Raw genomic sequence first — 22870 nt, 5'->3', positions numbered from 1 at the left:
ATGCTGGCCTGTGGGAAGGAGGAGGGGCCGCTCTTCCAGCCCTGTTTCTCCGACGCCTGGCCTTCCCGCATGGCATTCATCGAGCGTCTGGAGGCGGCGGGCCCTGAGGCCCGGCCGCTCCATCGAACAGGAAGCCTCCCGGTACGGGTACCGGGAGAATCGATTCACAGGTTGTAGTGGCGACCTATCATTGGAACGGTCGCCGCAGCCCCGTATACCGAGTTCCAGGACTGCCAGCCAAAATTGATGCCGATCAGTCCGCCATGGATCTGGTTGGGGATTTGTGGCTCCAGCCTGCCGCTGGCCGAAGAACCCATGACATTCCCCTGGTTCCAGGCGACCAGGCCGCCCAGCAGACCCGAGCCTCCGACCTTGCCGGAAGCGGAAGCGCCGCTGATGGTGGCGGTGCTGAAGCCCACCAGCCCGCCAATATAGCTATCGTAGCCCGCCGTCACATCGCCGCCGGCCGAGGCCCCCAGGATGAGAGCCTGCCAGCCCTCCAGGGAGCCGACCAGTCCGCCGGCCCTGATCCCGGCGCCTCCGCCCACCGCACCGCTGGCCTTGGCGGAGCGGATCGAGGTGTTTTCACCGCGGCCGACCAACCCTCCCAGGTTGTGGCCGGTCTTGTCGTTCACGATTCCATGACTGCTGGCGAGCATCAGCGAACCTCGCAGGTCACTGCCGATCAACCCGCCGATGGCCCTGGAACCACTGGCGCTGACGTTGCCCGAAGCCGAGACGTTCGTCAGCGAGGCGGCATCGTTATAGCCGACGAGTCCGCCGACGCGACTGCCCTTGCCCCCGGTGACATTGCCGGATGCCGCCAGGGTGCTGTGGTTGCCGCCCCGGTTGTGGCCGATCAGCCCTCCCACGTCACTGTTCGCCCCTGCGTTTACCCACCCGGAGGCCTTCAGGTTGGAATGATTGCCGCCGAGGTTGGACCCTATCAGGCCACCCAGGGTTTTGCCGCTGCCGTCGGTGACTTCGCCACTGGCGGAACCGTTGATGACGGAGCCGTACAGGTTTTCTCCGAGCAGACCGCCAACCGCTTCTGCTCCGCGGGTAGCGACATTGCCCTTGGCGGAGGCATTGACCAGCGAGGCATTGGCGTTGAGACCGATCAGGCCGCCGGCCTGGAGCAGCGACCCACCACTCAGGTTGCCGCTGGCACTGACGTTGGCCAGGTTGCCTGCCTGGTTGTGGCCGATCAGGCCTCCCAGGTAGCGACCGGCTTGCAGGCTCACATCGCCATGGGCGCTGGCGTTGTTGATGGCCGCGTTCAGGTTCCGGCCGATCAGCCCGCCCAGTGCTTCCGCGTCTGTGCCCCGGACCTTGCCGCTGGCCGTGGCGTGGGCAATACCACTATTTACGTTGAGGCCGATGAGCCCACCGTACAGGCCGCGCTGTCCGTTGCCTGAGACGTCGACGGAGGCGGAAACGTCCGCCAGTCCGCCGGCGGAGCTGTATCCGACCAGTCCTCCCAGGTTCATCCCGTGACCGCTCAGCGACAGCGTTCCCTGACTGCCGCTGCTGCGGATGAGGCCGCCGCGGTTCCTGCCTACCAGGCCCCCCGCGCCGTAGTGGCTGGCATGGTCCTTCAACTGGCCGGAGATGGCAAAATCGGCCCGGCTGTTGGAGATGCTGGCCACGCCCCTGGCTGTGCTGATGTTTTCGGCTGCGAGTCCGCCCAGAGCATAGGTGTGGCGGTTGCCGACCAGCGTGCCGCTGGCGCTGGCGTTGTCGATGCTGCCCAGGTTCAGCGCGACCAGCCCGCCGAGGCTGTTCAGCTGCGAGGCCGCGGCGATACGGATGTCGCTGGCGTTCACATTGTCGATGCGACCGAGGTTGACGGCGGCCAGGCTACCGACCTGGACGTTGTAGTGGGTGGCCTGTGCTCCATCGGCGGAAATGCGTTCCAGGTTCAGGTTGCGAAGGGTGCCCCGGTTGACGCTGAACAGGCCGGAGTAGGCGCCGGTGCCGTAGACGGCGAGATTATCGATGGTGTTGCCCAGGCCGTCGAAGGTACCGCCGAAGGCGCTGGCGTTGCCTATCGACAGGAAGCTGGAATGGCCGCCTGCGATTCGATTGCCGAGGGCATAGCTGCCGCCCAGGTTCCTATCGATGCCGCGCAACTGCTGCAGGTCCTGGATCACGCTGTAGTCCCGCCCATTGGCGCGGAATCCTGCGTTCTTGCCGGACAGGGTGATCCGGGTGCCTTCGGCCAGGGCATAACCCTTGTCCGAATTGAATTCGACCCGGGCTCCCTGGCCAGTGAGAGAGAGGCTGTTGTCGATACGGAGAGGGCGCTGCCCGGCATTGAGAGTAAGGCTGGCGTTTTCTCCCTGGGCCGTCAGCGCGCCATTGATCCTGAGGTCCCCGCGCTCGGCGGTTAGCGTCAGGCCGTTGCCGCTGTCCCAGGACAGCGGCGCGCCGACATGCGCGTTGCCCCGGGTGGCGACCACTTCGACGTTGCTTGTGGAAAGGTTGCGGGCCAGGGTATCGGCATGCAACGTCGGGCCTTTTCCCGCGCTGCTTGGATTCGCCAGGCCGGAACCGACATTCTCGCTACTCCGGGCCTGAACGGTACGTGACCTGACGTTGGTGGCGGAGTTGCCGAAGACCTTGTTACCGCCGGTCTGGACCTGCACGACATGCACATTGCCGGCGTCGGCGGCGATATCGGGTAGCGTCTGGACCTGGACGATGCTGGAGCCATTGGCGCCTGGGCTCAGGTTGGGGAGAGTCTGGGTCTGGACAACATCGATTCCGCTGACGCCGGGGCCGATGTTGGCACCGCTCTGGCTCTGTACGATTGTGACGCCATTGACGCCCGAGCCGATGCTGGGGCCGCTCTGGCTCTGCACGACGCTGATGCCACTCGCGCCTGAACCGATATTTGCGCCATTCTGGCTTTGCACAACGGTGATGCCACTTGCGCCCGAACCGATATTGGCACCGTTCTGGCTCTGCACGACAGTCACGCCATTGACGCCCGAGCCGATGTTGGGGCTGTTCTGGCTCTGCACGACGCTGATGCCACTCGCGCCGGCGCCGATATTGGCGCCATTCTGGCTTTGCACGACGCTGATGCCACTGGCGCCCGAGCCGATGTTGGCGCCGCTCTGGCTCTGCACTGCGGAGGTACCGTTGGCACCGGCGGCGAGGTCGACGGCCGGCTGCAGCTGAACGATGGTCACGCCGTTGCTATCGGACGCATTGGCCCCGGCTGGGCCCTGCGCTACATGGACCTGGCCGGAACCATCACCGGCAGCGTTTGCCTGGCCGACAGCGGCTACGCTGACCTCGTGCGAGAGAATCCTCCAGGTGCCGGTTGCGCCCTGGTCGGCATGGGTGTCCACCTGCGCGGTTCGCTGTATCTCGACGTTCGCGCCCTGGTTCAGCACCAGGCCGCCATTGCCTCCGCCGATGGCGCTGGCGTCCTGCTTGCCGGCCACCCGCACGGTCCCCTGTTCGCCGCCGTCGAGGACGATGCGTCCTTCCGCGCTGCGTAGCGTCCTGGCCTCGAGAGTGCCCTGGTTGTTGACGACGGTCTTGAGCAGGCTGTCGGCGCTGCGGGCGCTCATCAGCACCTGGCCGCCATCGGCGCGGATGAGGCCGCCGTTGTGTGCGAGAGCGTCGACCGAGCCCTTGTCCACCTGCAGGTTGAGCAGGCCGTCGCCGTCGAAATTGAGGTTGATGCCCTGGCCTGCGCCCAGGGCCACGTCGCCGAGTTGCGCCTGGATCACGCCGTCGTTGCTGACCCGGGCGCCCAGCAGGGCGATGCTGCCGCCTTCGCTGGCTTGCAGGCTGCCGGCATTGCTTACGGTTGCGCCGGAGTCGCCGGAGAACTGGTAGTTGCCGGCGAGGAAGTCCCTGTCGGCCAGGTCCAGGGTGGAAGCCACCAGGCCGCCTACATTGACCTGGGCGGACTTGCCGAAGACCACGCCGTTGGGATTGACCAGGAAGACCTTGCCGTTGGCATCTATCCGCCCCTGGATATCGCTGCCGTTGCGGCCGATCACCCGGTTCAGGGCGACGGCGTCCTGGCCCGGCTGGTGGAAGCTGACCCGCTCATCGGCACGGACGCTGAACTCGTTCCAATTGGTGATCAGCTTGTGGCTCTGCTGGTCGATGACCATATGCCGGCCATCGGTGGATGTCTGGAATCCGGCATCGCCTGAAACGACCGTGGCGCCGCTGGGCAGGGCGAAGGCGGGGGCCTGGCAGAACAGGCCGAGCAGTGACGCTCCGGCGACTACGAGCGCCTTGCCGCGTCCGCTCTTGCTGCGCCGACGGGTACCTTCGCTTGCGACGTTCCAACAGCCTGTGGCCTGGTTCCAGACCAGCGTATAGCTCTTGTTCATGGCTTTTCCTTTCAGTGGGGCCCGCCGGCATGGCGGGCGGGAGCTTGCTCAGAAGTAGCGGGTCGCTTGCAACCACAGCCGGGGAGTGCGCTCGGGCTCGATGTTGTTTTCCTGGCTCAGGGGCCAGGCGGCGGTCAGGCTGACCTGGTGATCCGTTCCGTACCAGGTTGCGCCGCTGCCGACGGCGGCCATGCGGTTGCGATTGCCTTCCGTGGTGTTGGGGTGCTTGAGGAATTTCACCGCGCCCTGGTCGACGAACGAACTCAGCTGCCAGCCCGGAGCCAGGCTGTAGCGCAGCTCCGCACTGGCTTGCCAGCCTTCGTCGCCGTAGCCCTTGTAGCTGCCCAGGGGGAACGCCCGAACGCCGTAGGGGCCGCCCATGTCGAACTGTTCCGCGCTGTCGAGGTTGCCGCCGCTCCACTGGGCGTTGAGTTGGGCGAACAACTGCAGGCGGTCGCCCAGGTGCTGCAGGCGTACGGCGTTGAGCATGATCTTGTCGAAGCTGCCGGCGGTACCGATGGTGTAGCGGTCCAGCAGCCGCTCTTCGCCGGAGTCGATGGCGAGCTGGCCGTGGGCATAGGCCAGCGAGAAGCCGCTCTGTCCACCGCCGAACAAGCGGTCCTGGGCGTTTCCGCTGATGCTGGCGGTCCACAGGCGGATCTCCTTGCGGCTATGCCTCCCGGTACGCTCCTGGTCATCGCGAAGTCGCTTGTTTTCATATTGCAACTGGGTGGACAGGCTTAAGCTGCGGCTACGCAGCAGGGGCTGGCTGACGAACAGACTGTCGGTAATGGCCCGGCCATGGGCGTCCAGGCGCGAGAAGTCGCGTACCAGTCGATAGGTCGTCTCGGCGTGGGCCAGTCCGATGCGCGTGCCTCGGGAACCAAGGGGCAGTTGATAGGCTGCACGGTAGTAGCGTTGGTGCCGATCGCTGCCCAGCAGGCTCAGTCTCGCCTGGTCGCCCAGTCGCAGCGGGCTGTTGAAGTCGAGGGTGGTTCCCAGGCGATATTCCCCCATGTAGCGGCCGCCATAGTTGTCTGCCTCCAGCCTGCCGCCGACCAGCGGGCCGGGGCGGGCCTCGACGCGCAAGTCCGTGGTTCCCTGCGCCTGGCCCGGCAGCAGGGTGCCTTTGGCCTGGAGGCCGGGAATGTCGCTCAGGAGCAGAAGCGCACGCTCCAGCTCGGAGCCCTGGACCGCGGTATCTCGTTCGAGTGCGCTCAAGGGGCGGAGTAGAACGCGGTCCAGCGTTCGGGACGTGTTGTGCAGTTCGATCCTGCCGTAGCGCCCCTCGAGCACTTCGATGCGTACCGTTCCATCCTGGATTTCCTGTGCCGGGAGGAAGGCGCGCGCCAGCACATATCCCTTTTCCCGATAGAAATCGCCGATGCGGGCGGCGGCGGCGTGCAATTGGCTCAGATTGAGTTCCTGGCCCGGCAGGTCGTGCAGGAGCGCCAGCAGGCGTCGATCGTCGAACTGCCTGTTGCCGCTGAGTTGGAAGCGCTTGACCAGCACCGTCGGGCCGCCCTCTTCGGCAGCCCGTGATACGCCGTCCTCGGGGCTGGGGCGCTCGGCGTCCAGTTCCACCGGCGCGGGCAGGTTCAGGCGTCGGCTTTCCACGTCACGCAGCGCCTGCCCCGCATCCGGGGCGGCACTGGCAAGGCCGGACGACAGCATGGCCATTCCCATGAGGCCCGTACGGAGCAGCGGTCCGGCCCTGAGGGATGGAACGATCGAAGTGGAACTGCCGGAAGGCTTTGGGGAGGGCGGCGGGAAAGAAAGGCTAGCCTGGTTACGCGGAAAAGCTGGATGCATGGTCAATCGGCCCGGAGCGCGGTTCTTGCAGGGAAAAGAAACCGATATCCGCAGGCATGTCGCAGAACGATCGGTTTCAAGGCGGAGAATCGAGTGGGCGATAGCCTGGGGCGAGGCTGAAACGGCGACAATCGTAGTTTTCTGGCGTTGGCCGGTAGAACTTCTTGGTTTTCGTAGGGGACTGGGAGGACTGCTGTAGGAAAAAACTCCGGTGATAACGGGCTCGGCTGCGGAAGCGGCGGAAACAGTGGGGCGGAAGTAGCGGCTGAGCGCGATTCCGTATCGCGACCGTGGCGGTCATGATCAAAGGGCCTGTCCGACTATCGCCCGCCGTTCGATCTGGCGGCTGGAGCATGGGCAGGACGCAGCGCTAGAATTCCGTCTCGGTTTACGGTCCCTCTCAGGCTGAGCATCAACGGCGTGTGTCTTTCGGTTCTTTTTCGCGGCGTTCACCCATGACCGGCACCAAGCCCAAAACGCCCGTAGCCCGCTATTTCCACCAAGAGGCGCAACGGCGCGGCTATGTGCTGGACGCAGCCCAGGGCAATGCCATTCTTCATCTCGATCGATTGGCGGAGCGCTTGCGTCGAGGTCCGTCGCTATTCCGGCAAGCGCCGCGCAGCCTCTACCTGTGGGGGCCGGTCGGGCGCGGCAAGAGCTGGCTGATGGATGGCTTCTTTCGCAGCGCCGATTTGCAGGGCCTGCGCCGGACGCATTTCCATGCGTTCTTTCGCCGGCTTCATGACGGCATGTTCCGCCGCCAGGGGCGGCCCGATGCCCTGGGCGGTGCGCTCGACGAACTGCTAGGAGACTGCCGGCTGCTTTGCTTCGACGAATTCCATGTCCACGACATTGGCGACGCGATGCTGATAACACGCCTGTTCAGGGAGCTGTTCCGCAGGAAGATCACCCTGGTCTGCACCTCCAACTACGCGCTGCGGCAACTGCTGCCCAATCCGCTCTACCACGAACGCTTCCTGCCGGCGATCCGGTTGATCGAGACGCGCATGGAAGTGCTGGAAGTAGCCGGCGCCCGGGACTACCGGACGATTTCGCCGCGGCAGGAGATCGCTTCCGGTTATGCCAGCGGCGGGTATTGCTGGCCAGCCTCATGCGCTTGCCTGGACGAGCTGGGCTTGTCCGCGCCCGAGCCCTCGCAACGCGTGACCCTGCAAAGCGGCGCGAGGACGTTGCAGGCGCGCGCGGTGTGCGGCGACCTGGTGTGGTTCGCCTTCGCCGACCTTTGCGAGGCGCCAACCGCGGTGATGGACTACCTTGCCCTCGGCGAACGCTTCTCTACCTGGGTGCTGGAGGGCGTACCGCCGATGGCGCGCTGTTCGGTCGCCGCCCAGCAGCGCTTCATCAATCTCGTCGACGTCCTTTACGACAATGACCGGCGTTTTTTCCTGAGTGCCGAAAAGGCGCTGCCGGACCTGGTCGAGGGCAGCGACCTGCCTGCGGACATGCAGCGTACCGCCAGTCGGCTGGCGCAGTTGCGCCAGCTTCGCTGTTGAAGGAACGCCCCGCGCCGACGGCAAACGGGGCGTAATGGCTCAGTGCAGCTTGAGGCGTGGCTCGGTGCTGCGCAGGCGGCCGCTAAGCATCAGCATCGCGGTGCGCAGCGGACCGTACAACGCCATCTGGTGCATGCGGTATAGCGATACGTAGAACATCCGCGCCAGCCAGCCTTCGAGCATGACGCTACCCATCAGATTGCCCATCAGGTTGCCGACCGCGCTGAAGCGCGACAGCGAGATCAGCGAACCGTAGTCGCGGTAGTGATATTCGCCCAGCGGCTTGCCTTCGAGACGGGCACGTAGCGATTTCACCAGCAGCGAGGCCTGCTGGTGCGCGGCCTGGGCGCGCGGCGGCACGTTGCGCGGTTGCTCTCCCGGTTGCGCCGGCTGGGGACAGGCGGCGCAGTCGCCGAAGGCGAAGATGTCGTCGTCGCGGGTGGTCTGCAGGGTCGGGCGGACCACCAGTTGGTTGATACGGTTGCTTTCCAGGCCGTCGAGTTCCTTGAGGAAGGCCGGAGCCCGGATGCCTGCCGCCCAGACCTTGAGCGTCGCCGGGACGAACTCGCCGTCGCCGGTCCAGAGGCCGTCCGCATCTACCTTGCTCACCGCGGAGCCGGTCATCACCCGTACGCCGAGCTTGCTCAGGGTCTGGTGCACTGGCTGGCTGATACGCTCGGGCAGCGCCGGCAGCACCCGTGGGCCGGCTTCGACCAGGCTGATGTGCAGGTCTTCCGGGCGGATCCGGTCGAGCCCGTAGGCGGCCAGCATCTGCGCAGCGTGGTGCAGTTCCGCAGCCAGTTCGACGCCGGTGGCGCCGGCGCCGATGATGGCGATACTCACTGCGTTGTTGTTCGCGTCGTGCCCGGTATGCGCACGCAGGTACTGGCCGAGCAGCTGGCGATGGAAGCGTTCGGCCTGGGCGCGGGTATCGAGGAAAATGCAGTGTTCCGCAGCGCCCTCGGTGCCGAAGTCGTTGGTGGTGCTGCCGACGGCGATCACCAGGGTGTCGTAGGCGATGTCGCGCTCGGGAACCAGTTCAACGCCATTCTCGTCCACCAGTGCGGCCAGGCGGACCCGCTTGCCGGCGCGATCCAGGCCCTGCATGCGGCCGAGCTGGAATTCGAAGTGGTTCCACTTCGCCTGGGCGACGTAGTTCAGCTCGTCCTCGGAGGAGTTGAGCGAGCCGGCGGCGACTTCGTGCAGCAGGGGTTTCCAGATGTGGGTGAGGTTGGCGTCGACCAGGGTGACCTGGGCCTTGCCGCGTTTACCCAGGGTGCGGCCGAGACGGGTGGCGAGCTCCAGCCCGCCGGCGCCGCCGCCGACGATCACGATGCGATGGGACATGTGGATATCTCATAGTGGGAATTCCGTGAGGCGGTCGTCGGGAGCGTGGCTCGACCGGACGACTCAGGCCAGGTAGCTGAGGAGGCGGCTGAGCAGGCCCAGGCCGATGACCACGGCGAGCAGGACGAACATCAGGAACCACGGGCGGAACGGCGCACGCTCGACCTGGTGCAGCGGCGAGGCGAGGTACTGCTCGACCTTCTGCTGGTCTTCGGGGCTCAGTCGGCTGGACATGGCAGGCCTCCGTTTTCGATGTCGGTCATTCTAGACAGACAGGGGGCTCGATCACCAGCGGATCGTCGAGGCGGATCACTCCGCTGCCGATCACCCGCGCGGTGATGCCGCCCTGTTCGCGCACGCTTTTCAGCGTGCGGTGGTCGATGTGCTTTTCCAGGCGTCCGCAGGGTTGGTACCAGCCAGTGGTTTCCAGCAGCGCGCCGCCGAGGCGGAAGCGACGGTCCTTCAGGCTGAGCAGGTTGATGCCGGCGACGGCGATGTTGCGGCGCATCTCGTTGGGCAACAGCGGCCTGCCCAGCAGGGTACCGAGGGCCTCGATATGTTCCCATTGCACCAGGGTGACCTGGCGCGGCGGGTGCGGGTGGTCGCCCGTCAGTCCCAGGCCGCGCCGTGCCTCCACCGCCTCCAGTTCCTGGATCGGCGCGCGGCTGCCGGAGCGCACGCCGATCCACTTCACCCGCCCTTCGCTCACAGGCCTACCCCGGCGTCGAACAGGATGCTGCGGCCGAGGTTGGCGCGCAGGAATTCGGGGGCGCCGGAGTGAGCGAAGAGCACCCGGGCAAAGGTCGGACCGACCATCGACAGCGAGCGCCAGCCTTGGCGCAGGTATTCGGTGGGCGGCGGGAAGGGCGTATTGAAATCGGGCACCGCGCGCTTCAGGTTGACGAAGGCCAGCAGGTCCAGTTCGCCGTGGTCGATGCCGCGCTCGCTATAGTTGTGCGCCTTCTTGCGCAGGGTTGGCGCCAGCCGTGCCTGCAGCTCGGCGGCGGCGATCCGTTGTGGCCGCTCTTCGCGGCGGATCAGTTGGCGCAGGCTGACGGCCTGGCGGCGACGGGTCAGTTCCTCGCGCCACTCCTCGTTCAGCCGGCGACCTTCATCGAGGACGAAGAACACCTCGAAGCCGGCACCCTTGAACAGGACGTCCGGCGGCTGTTCCCCGGGGGCGGCGAAATCCTCCTGGCGATAGGGCACGTTGAGGGCCTCGAGGAAGCGCTGGCAGACCCAGCGCTCGCGGTCCCATTTACGTGCGTTGGAGAGGAAGTCGTTGGCTTGTTCGGCCTGACGGGTGAGCAGGCGCAGATAATCCGCTTCGTTCATGGGCTCAGCTTAGTCTGCCGGCGGGCCCGCTTTCCAGCCCACAGGCGCTCCGGCCGCGACAATCCGTCCCGGAGCGCGCCAGCGGCGAGGCTCGGTGTACACTGCCGTTTCCCTTGGGCCGGAGCCGTTCCGATGCAACTTCGCAGCGTCATCGCCGCCGATCACCCGGCACTCTTCGCGCTATGGTCGCGAACGCCAGGTATCCGCCTCCGTGCGGAGGACGCCTATCCCTTCTTCCTCGCCTACCTTCAACGCAACCCCGGGCTGAGCCTGCTGGTCGAAACCGAAGGGGAGGTGATCGCCTGCCTGATGGCCGGGCATGACGGTCGCCGTGGTTACCTCCAGCACCTGGTGGTCGATCCCGGTTATCGAGGGCTGGGGCTGGCGCGGCGGATGCTCGACGAGGTGTTGGCACGCCTGGCGAGGGAGGGGATCGGCAAATCCCATGTCTTCGTCCTGGATGCCGCCGAGGAGGCACAGGCATTCTGGCGAGCCCAGTCGGGCTGGGAGCGGCGCAAGGACATCCAGGTATTTTCCACTCGGGAGGGACACGCGTGAAACGATTGCATTGGGTTCTGCTGGGCATGCTGCTGCCCGGCCTGGCGCTGGCCGTGGAGAAGGGCTCCACCCTGGAGCCCTGGACGTTGCAGGACCAGTTCGAAAAGGCGCACTCGCTGGACGACTCCACCCGGGTCCTGCTGGTGGCGCGGGACATGGACGGCTCGAAGCTGGTCAAGGCGGCGCTGGCGGAACGCCCAAAGGGCTACCTGGAGGCGCGCCACGCGCTGTTCCTGGCGGACATCAGCCGCATGCCGGCGCTGATTTCCCGGCTTTTCGCGGTGCCGGCCATGCGTGACTACAGTTATCCGGTGCTGCTCGATCGCGACGCGGCCATCGCTTCTCGCTATGCCTCGGACGAGGGCAAGGTCCTCTGGGTCAGGCTGGAGCAGCGCCGCGTGTTGGAAACCCGCCAGTTGGATTCGCCGGTGGCCCTGCGCATCGCCCTGGAACAACTGCAGCCGTGATCGCTGCCGAGTTGCTGTCGGCGGAAAGCCTGGAACTGGGCTGGGCCATCTATGCGCCGGTGCTGCTGCTCGCTGCCTGGCGCGCGCCCTGGGTCGAGCTGGTCAGCGATACCCGCCGCCAGCACCTGGTGTTCGGTACCATGCTCGGGCTGTTCCTGCTCTGGCTGGTGCGCCGGGACTTCGAATCGGGGCTGTCCTTCCATTTCATCGGCATGACCGCCGTCACCTTGCTGCTCGACTGGCCGCTGGCGATCGTGGTGGGGTTGGTGGCGCAACTGGGCTTGTGCCTGCTCGGCCGCCAGGATTGGCTGGCGATCGGCGTCAACGGCGTGCTGCTGGTGGCGATCCCCGCGCTGATCGCGGAGCTGGCGGCGTTGTTCGTGGAAAAGCGCCAGCCGCGCAACCTGTTCGTCTACATCTTCTGCTGCGGTTTCTTCCCGGCGGCCCTCACCGCGGTGGTGGTCCTGCTGCTCGGCCTTGGCGTGGTCTGGATCGACGGCCTTTTCCCGATGCCGCCCTGGTTGGAGGACTTCGCCGGTTACCTGTGGCTGATCATGTTCCCCGAGGCCTTCATCAACGGCACGGTGATCACCGGCCTGGTGGTCTACTACCCGGAGTGGCTGGAAACCTTCAATCGCACGCGCTACCTGCAGGCGCCCTGGAAGGACGAAGAGCGCAAGCCCTGATGACCAGTCATTCGCCAGGTTCATGGCGGGCAGCGGCTGACTTGCGTCAGTGTTTCGGACGAAGCCGGCCGCGATCCTGCCGTTTTCCCAGGTGAGGAGCGGAACATGGGTGTCCATGAATGGGCCCGAGAGGGCCTGCGAGAGTTGCTGTCGAAGAGCGACGAGGCGGACCGGGCAATGCGCCTGCGCGCGTTGCTCAGCGCAATCGTCGAACTGAACCGGGCGGAGCGCGATGCTGGCGACCTGGCCAGCGAACTGCAGTTTCTTGCGGAGAATCTCGACGACCAGCGCGACTACGCTTTCATGCGCCCCTGAAGGAACGGGCCAGCCGGATTGGCTGGCCCGTTGCGTTCAATGCTCGCGAGGCGGCAGGTCGGCGGAGAAGATGTCGTCTTCCAGGGTGTCGCCGGGGATCGCATGTTCCTCGGCGGCCCAGGCGCCGAGATCGATCAGCTTGCAGCGGTCGGAGCAGAAGGGGCGGTACTTGTTGTCGCTTTTCCATTCGACGGGCGCGCCGCAGGTCGGGCACTCCACGGTCAGGGGCTGGCTCATGCTCGGCCTCCTCGCAAGGTCAGGTAGAAGGCGTGCAGTCGTTCGACTTCACGCTGCAGGTGGGACAGGTCGCCGTCGTTGACCAGCACGTCGTCGGCGTGCTTCAAGCGCTCGTCGCGCCGGGCCTGGGCCTGGAGGATCGAGCGCACCTGCTCCTCGGAGACCTTGTCGCGAAGCATGGTGCGCTGTAGTTGCAGATGTTCCGGGGTATCCACCACCAGCACGCGGTGGGTCATCTGGCGCTGGCCGGACTCCACCAGCAGCGGCGAGACCAGGATGGCATAGGGCGATTCGGCCCTGGCCAGGTACTGGACGATCTCCGCGCCGATCAGCGGGTGCAGCAATTGCTCCAGCCAGCGCCGTTCCTCCGGCGCCTGGAAGATCCGCTCGCGCAAGGCGGCGCGGTCGAGCTGGCCATCGGGCAGGAGGATGCCGTCGCCGAAGCGTTCGACGATCTTCGCCAGGGCCGGACGCCCCGGCTCCACCACCCAGCGGGCGGCATGGTCGGCGTCCACCAGGTGGACGCCGAGGGAAATGAAATGCTCGGCGGCTGCGCTCTTGCCGCTGCCGATACCGCCCGTGAGGCCTAGTATCCAGGGTTGGGTCATTTGAATCCGGCGAATTGCAGATAGGTCCGGGTTATTTGATCACCCCAGAGCAAAGCAATCCACCCGGCAATCGCCAGATAGGGACCGAAAGGGATCGGCGTGCCGCTTTCGGCGTTGCGCAGGCGCAGCATGATCACCCCGAGGATCGCCCCGACCAGCGACGACAGCAGGATGGTCAGCGGCAGGATCTGCCAGCCGCCCCAGGCACCGAGCATGGCCAGCAGCTTGAAGTCGCCGTAGCCCATGCCCTCCTTGCCGGTCACCAGCTTGAACAGCCAGAACACCGACCACAGGCTCAGGTAGCCGAACACCGCGCCGAACAGCGCATCGTCGAGGCTGGCGAAGAGGCCGAAATGGTTGGCGATCAGGCCCAGCCAGAGCAGCGGCAGCACCAGCACGTCCGGCAGCAGTTGGTGATCGGCATCGATCAGGCTCATCGCCAGCAGGCCCCAGGTCAGCAGGAGCATCGCGCCCGCCTGCCAGGTGAAGCCGAAATGCCAGGCGACGTAGCCGGAAAGCAGGGCGGTGGCCAGTTCCACCAGGGGGTAGCGTTTGCCGATGGCGGCCTTGCAGGACGAGCACTTGCCGCCCAGCGCCAGGTAGCTGACCAGCGGGATGTTTTCCCAGGGGCGGATCTCGTGGCCGCAGCGCGGGCACGCCGAATTCGGCAGCACCAGGTTGTAGGTCGCCTGCTTGGGTTCCGGCTCCAGCCCGAGCGCTTCGCGGGCCTCGGCCTTCCAGTTGCGCTCCATCATCTTCGGCAGGCGATGCACGACGACGTTGAGGAAGCTGCCGACCAGCAGGCCAAGGAGGATGGCGCACAAGACAAAGGCCAGCGGATGGCTGGCCAGGTAGTCGAGGAGGGTCATTTAGACGACGTTGCCCAGCTGGAAGATCGGCAGGTACATGGCGATGATCAGGCCACCGACCAGGACCCCGAGGACCGCCATGATCATCGGTTCCATCAGGGCGGTCAGGTTGTCCACGGCATTATCCACTTCCTGCTCGTAGAAGCCAGCGACCTTGGCCAGCATGTCGTCCAGCGCGCCCGACTCCTCGCCGATGGCGGTCATCTGGATGGCCATGCTGGGGAAGATGTTGGTGGTGCGCATGGAGAAGTTCAGCTGCATGCCGGTGGACACGTCCTGCTTGATCTTGCCCACCGCGTCCCTGAACACCACGTTGCCGGTGGCGCCGGAAACCGAGTCGAGGGCTTCCACCAATGGCACGCCGGCGGCGAAGGTGGTCGACAGCGTCCGCGCGTAGCGTGCCACGGCGGATTTGTAGAGGATGGCGCCGACGATAGGCAGCTTCAGTACCGTGCGGTCGGTGGCGTCGCGGAACTTCTCCGAACGCTTGTAGGCGTGGTTCAGCAGGAAGCCGGCGCCGCCCATCATCAGCAGTACCAGGAGCCACCATTCCTGGAGCACGTTGGAGATATTGATGACCATTTGGGTGAAGGCCGGCAGTTCGGCGCCGAAGCCCTCGAACACCGACTGGAACTGCGGCACCACCTTGATCAGTAGGATCGCCGAAACGATGATGGCGACGACGATCACCGCGATCGGGTAGGTCATGGCCTTCTTGATCTTGGCCTTCAGCGCCTCGGTCTTTTCCTTGTAGGTGGCGACCCGGTCGAGCAGGGTTTCCAGGGCGCCGGATTGTTCGCCGGCGTCCACCAGGTTGCAGTAGAGCGAGTCGAAGTACTGCGGCTTCTTGCGCAGCGAGTTGGCCAGGCTGTTGCCGCCGGCGACTTCCTGCTTGATCTCCTCCACCAGCTTGCGCATGTTCGGATTGTCGAAGCCTTCGCTGATGATGTCGAACGACTGCAGCAGCGGCACGCCGGCGGCCATCATGGTGGACATCTGGCGGGTGAACAGGGCGATGTCCATAGGCTTGATCTTCTTCCCCGCCCCCAGCAGGGAGATGCCTTTCTTGCGGACCTTGACCGGCGTGATGCCCTGCTTGCGCAGTTGCGCCTTGACCAGGGTCGGGTTCTGGCTGGACAGCTCGCCCTTGACCTTGGTGCCTTTCTTGTCAGTGCCTTCCCATACGAAGACACTGGTCTTTAACGCTTTGTCCGCCATGGATTAATCCTTGGTCACGCGGTTGACTTCCTCCAGGCTGGTGATTCCCTGCATGGCTTTCAGCAGGCCTGAGGTGCGCAGATCGTTGAAGCCTTCTTTGCGGGCTTGCTCGGCGATCTCGATGGAGTTGCCTTCTTCCATGATAATCCGCTGCAGGGCGGGGGTGTTTTTAACCACTTCATAAATACCGACGCGACCTTTGTAACCGCCTTTGCAGTTTTCGCAGCCTACAGGCGAATACAGCTTGAAGGTGCCGATCAGCTCTTCCGGGAAACCTTCGTGAAGCAGGGTTTCCTTCGGCACGTCGTGTTCTTTCTTGCAGTGCGAACAGAGTTTTCGCGCAAGGCGCTGGGCGATGATCAGGTTCACCGAGGTCGCCAGGTTGAACGCCGGCACACCCATGTTCAGCAGGCGGGTGAGGGTCTCGGCGGCGCTGTTGGTGTGCAGGGTGGACATCACCATATGCCCGGTCTGCGCCGCCTTGATGGCGATCTCGGCAGTCTCCAGATCGCGGATCTCGCCGACCATGATCACGTCCGGGTCCTGGCGCAGGAAGGCGCGCAGCGCCTGGGAGAAGTCCATGCCCTGGCGCGGGTTGACGTTGACCTGGTTGATGCCTTCCAGGTTGATCTCCACCGGGTCTTCGGCAGTGGAGATGTTGATGTCGGTGGTATTGAGGATGTTCAGACCGGTGTACAGCGAAACCGTCTTGCCCGAGCCGGTGGGGCCGGTGACCAGGATCATGCCCTGTGGCTGCTTGAGCGCGGCCAGGTAGAGTTCCTTCTGGTCCTCTTCGTAGCCCAGTGCGTCGATGCCCATCTGCGCGCTGGAGGAGTCGAGGATCCGCATCACGATCTTCTCGCCCCACAGGGTCGGCAGGGTGTTGACGCGGAAGTCGATGGACTTGTTCTTCGATACGCGCATCTTGATCCGTCCGTCCTGCGGTTTGCGTCGTTCGGAGATATCCAGGCCGGCCATTACCTTGAGACGAGCAGAGATACGACTGGCCAACTGGATCGGCGGCTTGGCCACTTCGTGGAGCATGCCGTCGGTACGGAAGCGCACCCGATAGGTCTTTTCGTAGGGCTCGAAGTGCAGGTCGGAAGAGCCGCCGCGGATGGCGTCGAGCAGCATCTTGTTGACGAAGCGCACCACGGGGGCGTCTTCGGCATCGTCGCCGCCGTCGTCCTGGCTGGCGCTTTCCGCCTTGCCGACATCGACCCCGTCGAGATCGATATCGCCGAGGTCGCCGAGGGCGTCCATGGCGCCCTCGTAAAGCTTCTCGATGGCTACGCCGAGCTTGTCGTCCTCTACCAGCAGGGCTTCGGTGGTGAGGCCGGTGCTGAACTGGATATCGGTGACCGCCTGATGGTTGGTCGGGTCGGAGAGACCGATGAACAGTTTGTTGCCGCGTTTCCACAGCGGCAACACGCGGTGCTGGCGGACCAGGCGCTCGCTGATGACATCCTTCGGAATGCTTTCCCGATCCAGGCTGTTCAGGTCGCAATAGGCGATGCCGAACTGCTCGGCGGCCACCTCGACCAGCGCCCGGCTCTGCACCAGCTTGGCCTGGACCAGGTGGCTGACCAGCGACTGCTTGTTGCGCGCGGCCTGCACCTGGGCCTGGCGGGCGGTCTTTTCGTCGAGGAGTTCGTTCAGGACCAGTTGCTTGGCAAGGCCGCTGAGAGGCGTGGAATCGTTCATTGGGGAACATCTGAAGAAGGCTTGGAGCGAGACTTATAACGCAGATGCCAAAGGCTGCCAAACCGACGATTCCGAGATGCCAAAAAGTGTCACATATTGCCGGCAGGGGAGAGCGGAACACTTTCGAAGTCCCCGCAAGAGTTGCGAAAGGAGGGAGTTTGAAAGGTTGGCATGCAACCTGCTTTGGAGGGGGAAGGCGTTTGGCCTATACATACCACATGGAGATATTCATGAAAGCTCAGAAGGGTTTTACTCTGATCGAACTGATGATCGTGGTCGCGATCATCGGCATCCTGGCCGCCATTGCCATCCCGCAATACCAGGACTACACCGCCCGTACCCAGGTGACCCGTGCCGTGAGTGAAATCAGCGCGCTGAAGACCGCTGCGGAGTCGGCGATTCTGGAAGGCAAGAAGCTCGTTTCCAACGATTCTCCCAAAAACGATGAGTATGATCTTGGCTTTACCAGTTCTACTCTGCTTACCGGTGACGGTAAGGGGCAGATCAAGATTGACAAAGCTGATACCGCAACTCCGGAGATTTCTGGTACCTTGGGCCGCTCTTCTGGTAAAGGTATTGCTGGCGCTGTCATCACTGTCAAGCGTGATGATAAAGGAGTATGGACCTGCGGCATCACTGGTTCGCCGACCAACTGGAAAGCCAACTACGCTCCGGCCAATTGCCCGAAATCCTAATAGGCTTTTCGGTCTGGTCTAGTGGTAAAAGAAAAAACCCCGCATTGCGGGGTTTTTTCATTATGGACTCGCGATGAATCGAACAAGAGTGATCTGGCAAGACGGGACTGCTTTGCCTTCTTTCGTAGGGCTTGCACTGCTATCCCTGATAGCGGCTATGCTGCTATCGACTGTAATTCATTATGGGGTTTCTCCGAACTGGCACGACCAGCAACGCATATTCCAGTTGCTGTTGCTGAGTGGCTCGTCACTGTTTTTTTTCTTGTATTTTCCTTCTTCGCTTATTAGGCGAAAGGTTTTTGCCGCTCTATTGTTGACTCTCGGGCTGGGTGTTTTTTCCTCCTTTCTTTCTGATAATTCTTCCTGGGCGCTCAAGGAGTGGTCGGTATTCTCCGGCCTGATGCTGTTCTCCTTCAATATTTCCGTCAGTCCCGAGTGGGTTCGCCGTGCCGCTATCTGGGGGCTGGTCGTGTTGGGAGGGTTCTTCTGCTACCAGTTCCTGCTTTCCTATCTCGCGGCCTTCGTCAGCGGACTCCGTGAGTTGAATCCCAGGGTTTTGCTCAGCGGCTTTTCCAACGTCCGGACCATGGGGCAGTTCCAGGCCATGCTGCTGCCGCTGATGGCTGCGCTGGGGTTGTACCTGCGAGAGACCGGGCGGTTCAGGCTGTCCTGGCTTGTCATGCTGCTGCTGGCCATCCAGTGGTGCATCTCCTTCGCCTTGGCTGGGCGCGGGCTCTGGTTGGGTTTCGCCGTCGCGCATCTCGCGCTTTGCTGGATCGGCCCCGTGGGGCGCCGATTCTTGATCGTCCAGTTGTCCGCGGTATTCGTCGGACTGGCGCTCTATTTCCTGCTAATGGTTGCCTTGCCGACCTGGCTCGGTATCGACATGACCCTCATGTCCGGTATGCGCAGTGGTCTGTCTCTGCGCGACGTGTTGTGGCGAGATGCCTGGGGCATGTTCGTAGCCCATCCTTTGCTTGGGGTCGGGCCCATGCATTTTTCGGCGGTGCCGAATAGCGTCGGTGCCCACCCGCACCAGATGCTGCTGCAATGGTTCGCCGAATGGGGTGGGGTCGCTGGCCTTCTGGTGGTTGGGCTGATGATCCTTGGTCTGCTTCGCGGCGCGCGTTACCTGCGTGAACAGGGCGATCCGATGGATGCCGGACTGTGGCTGGCCCTCGTTTCGGTCCTGGTCCTGGCCCAGGTGGACGGCGTGTTCGTCATGCCCTTCACCCAGACCGTATTGGCCTTGCTGGTAGGCATCGCCATGGCACGCTGGTCGAAGCCGGTCGCGCCGTCCCCCGCACAGCGCTGGCTCTGTCGGGGCCTGGCTGTCGTTGTCATTGTCGTGCTGGGGCGCGTGCTGCTGCTCGAGGTGCCGGGGCTGACCGCGGCCGAGGAGCGCTACCTGGAAATCCACGGCGGCGGTGAGGCGCCACGTTTCTGGATTCAGGGTTGGATTCCCATGTGAGGGGGAATATCGGTTGAAATCCGGCTGTGCCGAGTGATACCTTCCCCGCGCCGCCGGATTAGCTCAGTCGGTAGAGCAGCTCATTCGTAATGAGAAGGTCGGGGGTTCGATTCCTCTATCCGGCACCAGTCGCATAAAAAAGCCCCGCTTCGGCGGGGCTTTTTATTGCCTGCGATTCGTTCAGAGGGTGAGGCGCATGGACAGGTCGACGGCCCTGACATCCTTGGTCAAGGTGCCGATGGAGATGTAGTCGACGCCGGTCTCGGCGATGTTGCGCAGGGTGCTCTCGTTGATTCCGCCGGAAGCTTCCAGCTTGGCACGGCCGGCGGTGAGGGCGACGGCGGTGCGCATGTCGTCCAGGCTGAGTTCGTCGAGCATGACGATATCGGCGCCGGCCTCCAGCGCCTGGCGCAGTTCATCGAGGTTCTCCACTTCCACTTCCACCGGCTTGCCGGGTGCTATGCGCCGGGCTTCGGCGATTGCCCGATCGATACCGCCGCAGGCGGCGATGTGGTTTTCCTTGATCAGGAAGGCATCGTAGAGGCCGATGCGATGGTTGTGGCAACCGCCGCAGGTGACCGCGTACTTCTGCGCCAGGCGCAGGCCGGGCAGGGTCTTGCGCGTGTCGAGGAGCTTCACCGCGGTGCCGGCGACCAGGTCGGCGTAGTGCTGGCTGCGGGTGGCGGTACCGGAAAGCAGCTGGAGGAAGTTCAGCGCGCTGCGCTCGCCGGTGAGCAGGGCGCGGGCCGGACCTTTTAGCTGGAACAGCATCTGGTTCGGCTCGACTCGCTGGCCGTCCTCCACCTGCCAGGTCACCAGCACTCGGGGATCGACCTGGCGGAAGACCTCGTCGACCCAGGCGCGGCCCGCGATCGTGGCGTGCTCGCGGGTAATCACCCGGGCCTCGGCCTCGCGCTGTGGATCGATCAACTGAGCGGTAAGGTCGCCGCCGCCGACGTCTTCCGCCAGGGCGGTGCGGACGTTGGCCTGGATTTCGCCTTGGAGGTCGGCAAGGGTGAGGTTAGGCATGGCGGGCTCCTGTACGAGATCGGGCGATTATACGGAGCGCAGCGGACGGCGTCTGTGCCTGCCTGGGCGCCGGTCGGGACGGCCGCCATTCATCGGCCTTCGCTTGTGTGAAGAGAGTCATGTCTATAGGAAAACCCTCTATCTAGATTTGAAAGTATCTCTATAATGAATGTAGATACTTGTTTTTGACGCCTGGAAATTGACGTTACGGACGACGCCAATCGATCCTCTGTGCCCGATTTTTGCCATTCCATGCGCGGCCGCGAGGGTGGCAGGAGAGTCCCGATGCAGAACGATGCCAATGTGGTGCACCTGACCAGGGTCGCTTCCGAGCCGTCGCCGAACGCCGGAGCGGGGCGCCTGCCGGTCATCCTCGTGCAGGTGCGCGACAAGGCGGCGTTGCAGCTGAAACAGGCGTTGCAGGCGTTGTTCGACAACGCCGACGACACCCTCTTCGAAATGGCCGACCGAGCCACCAGCAACCTCGAACAGAACGCTTTCTTCGAAGCCATGCGCGACCTGCGCCTCAAGCGCAAGAGTATCGAGCGGGTCTACCTGCAGAAGGTCTTCGAGGAGTTCTCGGCGCTCAACCAGGTACAGTCCGGCAAATCCGTGCCGACCCTGGATACCGTGTCCTTCGACAGCCTCAGCCTGGTACAGAACGAGGAACTGGAGGAGTCCGTCGCGGTGGACGCGATGGTGGCGCGGGTGATGAGCCGCGATGCCACCGCGCTGGCCCACCTGAGCACCCGCCTGAACACCCTGGTCGGGCGGAAGGTCGACGAGAAGAGCAATCCCCTCGCTCCGCGTCCGCTGACCGCGGCTTTCCTCGATGCCTGCCAGGGGCTCGGCGTCGAGATCAAGGTCAAGCTGATCATTCTCAAGCTGTTCGAGAAGTACGTCCTGGCCCATTGCGACCAGTTGTACGCCGAGGCCAACCAGATCCTGGTCGCTGCGGGCGTGCTGCCGGAACTCAAATCCGCGCTGCCGCGGCGTCAGCCCGCTGTCCGTCCCGAAGCGGTACGCGATGCCGGGACCCTGCAGGCACAGGCTGCGCTGCTCGACGGCGGCCAGCAGGAAGTCTTCGGCGCGCTGCAGGAACTGCTGGCGCAGGTCCGCGACAATCCTTCCTTCTACCGTCGCGAAACGCCTGAGAATGCCGCGCCGATTTCCAGCAACGACCTGATGCGCCTGCTTTCCCACCTGCAACAGCACTTGCCGGGCCCTGGCGCCGCGGAGTTCGACGTCCGCGACGGGGTCGATCAACTGCTCCAGCGGGTCAGCCACAAGAGCGGCCGTTCTCGGGTGGTCGGCCAGGTGGACGATGACGTCATCAACCTGGTGTCGATGCTGTTCGAATTCATTCTCGACGACCGCACCCTGCCTGATTCGCTGAAGGCCCTGATCGGTCGGATGCAGATCCCGATGCTCAAGGTGGCCCTGCTCGACAAGACCTTCTTCAGCCGCGGTAGCCATCCGGCGCGTCGCCTGCTCAACGAGATCGCATCCGCGTCGCTGGGCTGGGCCGAACACAATGATGCCCGGCGCGACAGCCTGTACCAGAAGATCGAACAGGTCGTGATGCGGCTGTTGAACGACTTCGTCGACGACCCGGCGATCTTCGCCGAGTTGCTGGAGGACTTCATTGCCTTCACCGGCGACGAGCGCCGCCGCAGCGAGCTCCTCGAGCAGCGCACCCGCGACGCCGAGGAAGGCCGCGCCAAGGCCGAACTGGCTCGGCAGGACGTGGAGCAGGTGCTGAACCAGCGACTGCTCGGCAAGGTCCTGCCGGAGGTGGTGGTGCGCCTGCTGCGGGATGCCTGGAGCAAGGTGATGCTGCTGATCTGCCTTAAGCATGGCAAGGCTTCGGCCGAGTGGCGGGAGGCCCTGGATACCATGGACGAGCTGATCTGGAGCGTCGGCCCGCATGATGATCCGCTGTCCCGCCAACAGTTGCTGGAGCGCGTGCCAGGCCTGCTCAAGGCGCTGCGCGAGGGATTGGCCAGCGCAGCCTTCGATCCGTTTTCCACCGGTGAATTCTTCAGCCAGCTGGAAACCCTGCATGTCCAGGGCCTGCAGCGCGACAAGCGCGGCGAGGCGGCGGTCGCGGACAGCCCCCTGCTCGACGAAGCGACCCCGGGCACGGCCGCGGAAAAGCCCCGGGTGCCGGTCATGCTGCGGGTGGTCGAGGAAATCGTCCTGACCTCGCCGGACGCCGCCCCGGCGCCTGTCGAGAGCGAAGTGCGCCTGCCGGACAACGACGAGGCACTGCTGCGGGTCGATGCGCTGCGTGTCGGCAGTTGGGTGGAGATCCAGGAGGACGCCGAGCACAAGCTGCGCTGCAAGCTGGCGGCAGTGATCCGGCCCACCGGTCGCTACATCTTCGTCAATCGCACCGGGATGAAGGTCCTGGAAAAGACCCGCATGGGCCTGGCGGTGGAGTTTCGCCGGCAGGCGGTACGCCTGCTGGACGATGCCTTGCTGTTCGACCGGGCCCTGGAGTCGGTGATCGGCAACCTGCGGCGCCTCAAGGGCGCCTAGCCGCTTCTCGAGGACCCGGCGGATGCCGGGTCTTTTCGTTCTTGCGGGTAATACCTTTCCTCGACGCATGTCGAAGCGGCCGATCCAGAGCCCGCCTGAT

General features: G+C 64.4%; 20 protein-coding genes and 1 tRNA gene. 9 read left to right on the top strand and 12 right to left on the bottom strand.

The window, feature by feature from the left end; genetic code table 11:
• Positions 1–164: 164 nt before the first annotated feature.
• Entirely contained in the window at positions 165–4364 is a 4200-nt protein-coding gene (tpsA4, locus tag ACYAF3_RS05885; RefSeq protein ID WP_105579167.1) for a two-partner secretion system exoprotein TpsA4, read from the bottom strand.
• A 48-nt stretch (positions 4365–4412) separates the two neighbouring features.
• Positions 4413–6050 carry a ShlB/FhaC/HecB family hemolysin secretion/activation protein gene (locus ACYAF3_RS05880; protein WP_003120951.1) on the bottom strand — a complete coding sequence of 546 codons (1638 nt, stop codon included), beginning with the start codon at positions 6048–6050 and terminating at the stop codon, positions 4413–4415.
• Positions 6051–6598: 548 nt separating this feature from the next.
• Here ACYAF3_RS05880 and zapE point away from each other — a divergent pair.
• Complete coding sequence (gene zapE, locus ACYAF3_RS05875; RefSeq protein ID WP_105579166.1) at positions 6599–7690, top strand: cell division protein ZapE; 1092 nt, start codon at positions 6599–6601, stop codon at positions 7688–7690.
• 39 nt (positions 7691–7729) lie between these two features.
• Here zapE and ACYAF3_RS05870 read toward each other — a convergent pair whose 3' ends face one another.
• From ACYAF3_RS05870 to ACYAF3_RS05855, 4 genes are all read right to left on the bottom strand, one after another.
• Positions 7730–9037 carry an NAD(P)/FAD-dependent oxidoreductase gene (locus ACYAF3_RS05870; RefSeq protein ID WP_003112837.1) on the bottom strand — a complete coding sequence of 436 codons (1308 nt, stop codon included), beginning with the start codon at positions 9035–9037 and terminating at the stop codon, positions 7730–7732.
• 63 nt (positions 9038–9100) lie between these two features.
• Positions 9101–9271, bottom strand: a complete 171-nt coding sequence (locus tag ACYAF3_RS05865) for a DUF3094 family protein (protein ID WP_003094672.1) — start codon at positions 9269–9271, stop codon at positions 9101–9103.
• A 25-nt stretch (positions 9272–9296) separates the two neighbouring features.
• Positions 9297–9746, bottom strand: a complete 450-nt coding sequence (locus tag ACYAF3_RS05860; RefSeq protein WP_003094670.1) for an MOSC domain-containing protein — start codon at positions 9744–9746, stop codon at positions 9297–9299.
• Positions 9743–10372 carry a DUF1780 domain-containing protein gene (locus ACYAF3_RS05855; RefSeq protein WP_003094668.1) on the bottom strand — a complete coding sequence of 210 codons (630 nt, stop codon included), beginning with the start codon at positions 10370–10372 and terminating at the stop codon, positions 9743–9745. The genes ACYAF3_RS05860 and ACYAF3_RS05855 overlap by 4 nt, the downstream gene beginning before the upstream one ends.
• Before the next feature lie 132 nt (positions 10373–10504).
• On the opposite strand from ACYAF3_RS05855, the gene ACYAF3_RS05850 reads away from it, so the two are divergent.
• The 4 genes from ACYAF3_RS05850 to ACYAF3_RS05835 all read left to right on the top strand — a co-directional run bounded on the left by ACYAF3_RS05850 (position 10505) and on the right by ACYAF3_RS05835 (position 12398).
• Positions 10505–10930, top strand: a complete 426-nt coding sequence (locus ACYAF3_RS05850; protein WP_009875877.1) for a GNAT family N-acetyltransferase — start codon at positions 10505–10507, stop codon at positions 10928–10930.
• Positions 10927–11397, top strand: coding sequence for a hypothetical protein (locus ACYAF3_RS05845; protein ID WP_003094664.1), 471 nt, complete (start codon positions 10927–10929; stop codon positions 11395–11397). The genes ACYAF3_RS05850 and ACYAF3_RS05845 overlap by 4 nt, the downstream gene beginning before the upstream one ends.
• Positions 11394–12083 (top strand): energy-coupling factor ABC transporter permease, encoded by a 690-nt coding sequence (locus tag ACYAF3_RS05840; RefSeq protein ID WP_003103868.1) that lies wholly within the window; start codon positions 11394–11396, stop codon positions 12081–12083. The genes ACYAF3_RS05845 and ACYAF3_RS05840 overlap by 4 nt, the downstream gene beginning before the upstream one ends.
• A 105-nt stretch (positions 12084–12188) precedes the next feature.
• On the top strand, positions 12189–12398 hold the full coding sequence (locus tag ACYAF3_RS05835) for a hypothetical protein (protein ID WP_003094660.1): 210 nt from the start codon (positions 12189–12191) through the stop codon (positions 12396–12398).
• 36 nt (positions 12399–12434) lie between these two features.
• Here ACYAF3_RS05835 and yacG read toward each other — a convergent pair whose 3' ends face one another.
• From yacG to pilB, 5 genes are read right to left on the bottom strand one after another with little or no spacing between them, the layout of a single operon-like run.
• The gene (yacG, locus tag ACYAF3_RS05830) at positions 12435–12635 is read right to left on the bottom strand and encodes a DNA gyrase inhibitor YacG (RefSeq protein ID WP_003094656.1); all 201 of its coding nucleotides are present in this window, start codon (positions 12633–12635) and stop codon (positions 12435–12437) included.
• Positions 12632–13243, bottom strand: a complete 612-nt coding sequence (gene coaE, locus ACYAF3_RS05825; protein WP_003112838.1) for a dephospho-CoA kinase — start codon at positions 13241–13243, stop codon at positions 12632–12634. Before coaE ends, yacG begins: the two co-directional genes overlap by 4 nt.
• Positions 13240–14112 (bottom strand): type IV prepilin peptidase/methyltransferase PilD, encoded by an 873-nt coding sequence (pilD, locus tag ACYAF3_RS05820; RefSeq protein WP_023084740.1) that lies wholly within the window; start codon positions 14110–14112, stop codon positions 13240–13242. Before pilD ends, coaE begins: the two co-directional genes overlap by 4 nt.
• Positions 14113–15330: a type II secretion system F family protein gene (locus ACYAF3_RS05815; protein WP_003161763.1), complete on the bottom strand. Its 1218-nt coding sequence runs from the start codon at positions 15328–15330 to the stop codon at positions 14113–14115.
• Between the two features lie 3 nt (positions 15331–15333).
• On the bottom strand, positions 15334–17034 hold the full coding sequence (gene pilB, locus ACYAF3_RS05810) for a type IV-A pilus assembly ATPase PilB (protein ID WP_003107297.1): 1701 nt from the start codon (positions 17032–17034) through the stop codon (positions 15334–15336).
• A gap of 230 nt (positions 17035–17264) precedes the next feature.
• Here pilB and ACYAF3_RS05805 point away from each other — a divergent pair, with 230 nt between their 5' ends.
• From ACYAF3_RS05805 to ACYAF3_RS05795, 3 genes are all read left to right on the top strand, one after another.
• The gene (locus ACYAF3_RS05805) at positions 17265–17729 is read left to right on the top strand and encodes a pilin (protein WP_023129290.1); all 465 of its coding nucleotides are present in this window, start codon (positions 17265–17267) and stop codon (positions 17727–17729) included.
• Positions 17730–17886: 157 nt separating this feature from the next.
• The gene (locus ACYAF3_RS05800; protein ID WP_223697243.1) at positions 17887–19200 is read left to right on the top strand and encodes an O-antigen ligase family protein; all 1314 of its coding nucleotides are present in this window, start codon (positions 17887–17889) and stop codon (positions 19198–19200) included.
• 52 nt (positions 19201–19252) lie between these two features.
• Positions 19253–19328 (top strand) — tRNA-Thr (locus ACYAF3_RS05795).
• Between the two features lie 52 nt (positions 19329–19380).
• Here the strand turns inward: ACYAF3_RS05795 and nadC are convergent.
• Entirely contained in the window at positions 19381–20229 is an 849-nt protein-coding gene (nadC, locus tag ACYAF3_RS05790) for a carboxylating nicotinate-nucleotide diphosphorylase (RefSeq protein WP_003116246.1), read from the bottom strand.
• 285 nt (positions 20230–20514) lie between these two features.
• Here nadC and ACYAF3_RS05785 point away from each other — a divergent pair, with 285 nt between their 5' ends.
• Complete coding sequence (locus ACYAF3_RS05785) at positions 20515–22770, top strand: DUF1631 domain-containing protein (protein ID WP_031756845.1); 2256 nt, start codon at positions 20515–20517, stop codon at positions 22768–22770.
• Positions 22771–22870: the final 100 nt, after the last annotated feature.

This window comes from Pseudomonas sp. TZ252 (genome assembly GCF_056110345.1).
Note: the sequence above shows the minus strand (reverse complement) of the source record. Positions and strands in the feature narration are given on the sequence as shown.

Bases quoted from the DNA above. Each gene is read 5' to 3' on its own strand.
- ACYAF3_RS05855 (WP_003094668.1), bottom strand. From the start codon at position 10,372: ATGAACGAAGCGGATTATCTGCGCCTGCTCACCCGTCAGGCCGAACAA.
- ACYAF3_RS05800 (WP_223697243.1), top strand. From the start codon at position 17,887: ATGCTGCTATCGACTGTAATTCATTATGGGGTTTCTCCGAACTGGCAC.
- ACYAF3_RS05805 (WP_023129290.1), top strand. From the start codon at position 17,265: ATGAAAGCTCAGAAGGGTTTTACTCTGATCGAACTGATGATCGTGGTC.
- ACYAF3_RS05850 (WP_009875877.1), top strand. From the start codon at position 10,505: ATGCAACTTCGCAGCGTCATCGCCGCCGATCACCCGGCACTCTTCGCG.
- pilB (WP_003107297.1), bottom strand. From the start codon at position 17,034: ATGAACGATTCCACGCCTCTCAGCGGCCTTGCCAAGCAACTGGTCCTG.
- ACYAF3_RS05835 (WP_003094660.1), top strand. From the start codon at position 12,189: ATGGGTGTCCATGAATGGGCCCGAGAGGGCCTGCGAGAGTTGCTGTCG.
- nadC (WP_003116246.1), bottom strand. From the start codon at position 20,229: ATGCCTAACCTCACCCTTGCCGACCTCCAAGGCGAAATCCAGGCCAAC.
- ACYAF3_RS05880 (WP_003120951.1), bottom strand. From the start codon at position 6,050: ATGGGAATGGCCATGCTGTCGTCCGGCCTTGCCAGTGCCGCCCCGGAT.
- ACYAF3_RS05870 (WP_003112837.1), bottom strand. From the start codon at position 9,037: ATGTCCCATCGCATCGTGATCGTCGGCGGCGGCGCCGGCGGGCTGGAG.
- coaE (WP_003112838.1), bottom strand. From the start codon at position 13,243: ATGACCCAACCCTGGATACTAGGCCTCACGGGCGGTATCGGCAGCGGC.
- tpsA4 (WP_105579167.1), bottom strand. From the start codon at position 4,364: ATGAACAAGAGCTATACGCTGGTCTGGAACCAGGCCACAGGCTGTTGG.
- pilD (WP_023084740.1), bottom strand. From the start codon at position 14,112: ATGACCCTCCTCGACTACCTGGCCAGCCATCCGCTGGCCTTTGTCTTG.
- ACYAF3_RS05865 (WP_003094672.1), bottom strand. From the start codon at position 9,271: ATGTCCAGCCGACTGAGCCCCGAAGACCAGCAGAAGGTCGAGCAGTAC.
- yacG (WP_003094656.1), bottom strand. From the start codon at position 12,635: ATGAGCCAGCCCCTGACCGTGGAGTGCCCGACCTGCGGCGCGCCCGTC.
- ACYAF3_RS05785 (WP_031756845.1), top strand. From the start codon at position 20,515: ATGCAGAACGATGCCAATGTGGTGCACCTGACCAGGGTCGCTTCCGAG.
- ACYAF3_RS05815 (WP_003161763.1), bottom strand. From the start codon at position 15,330: ATGGCGGACAAAGCGTTAAAGACCAGTGTCTTCGTATGGGAAGGCACT.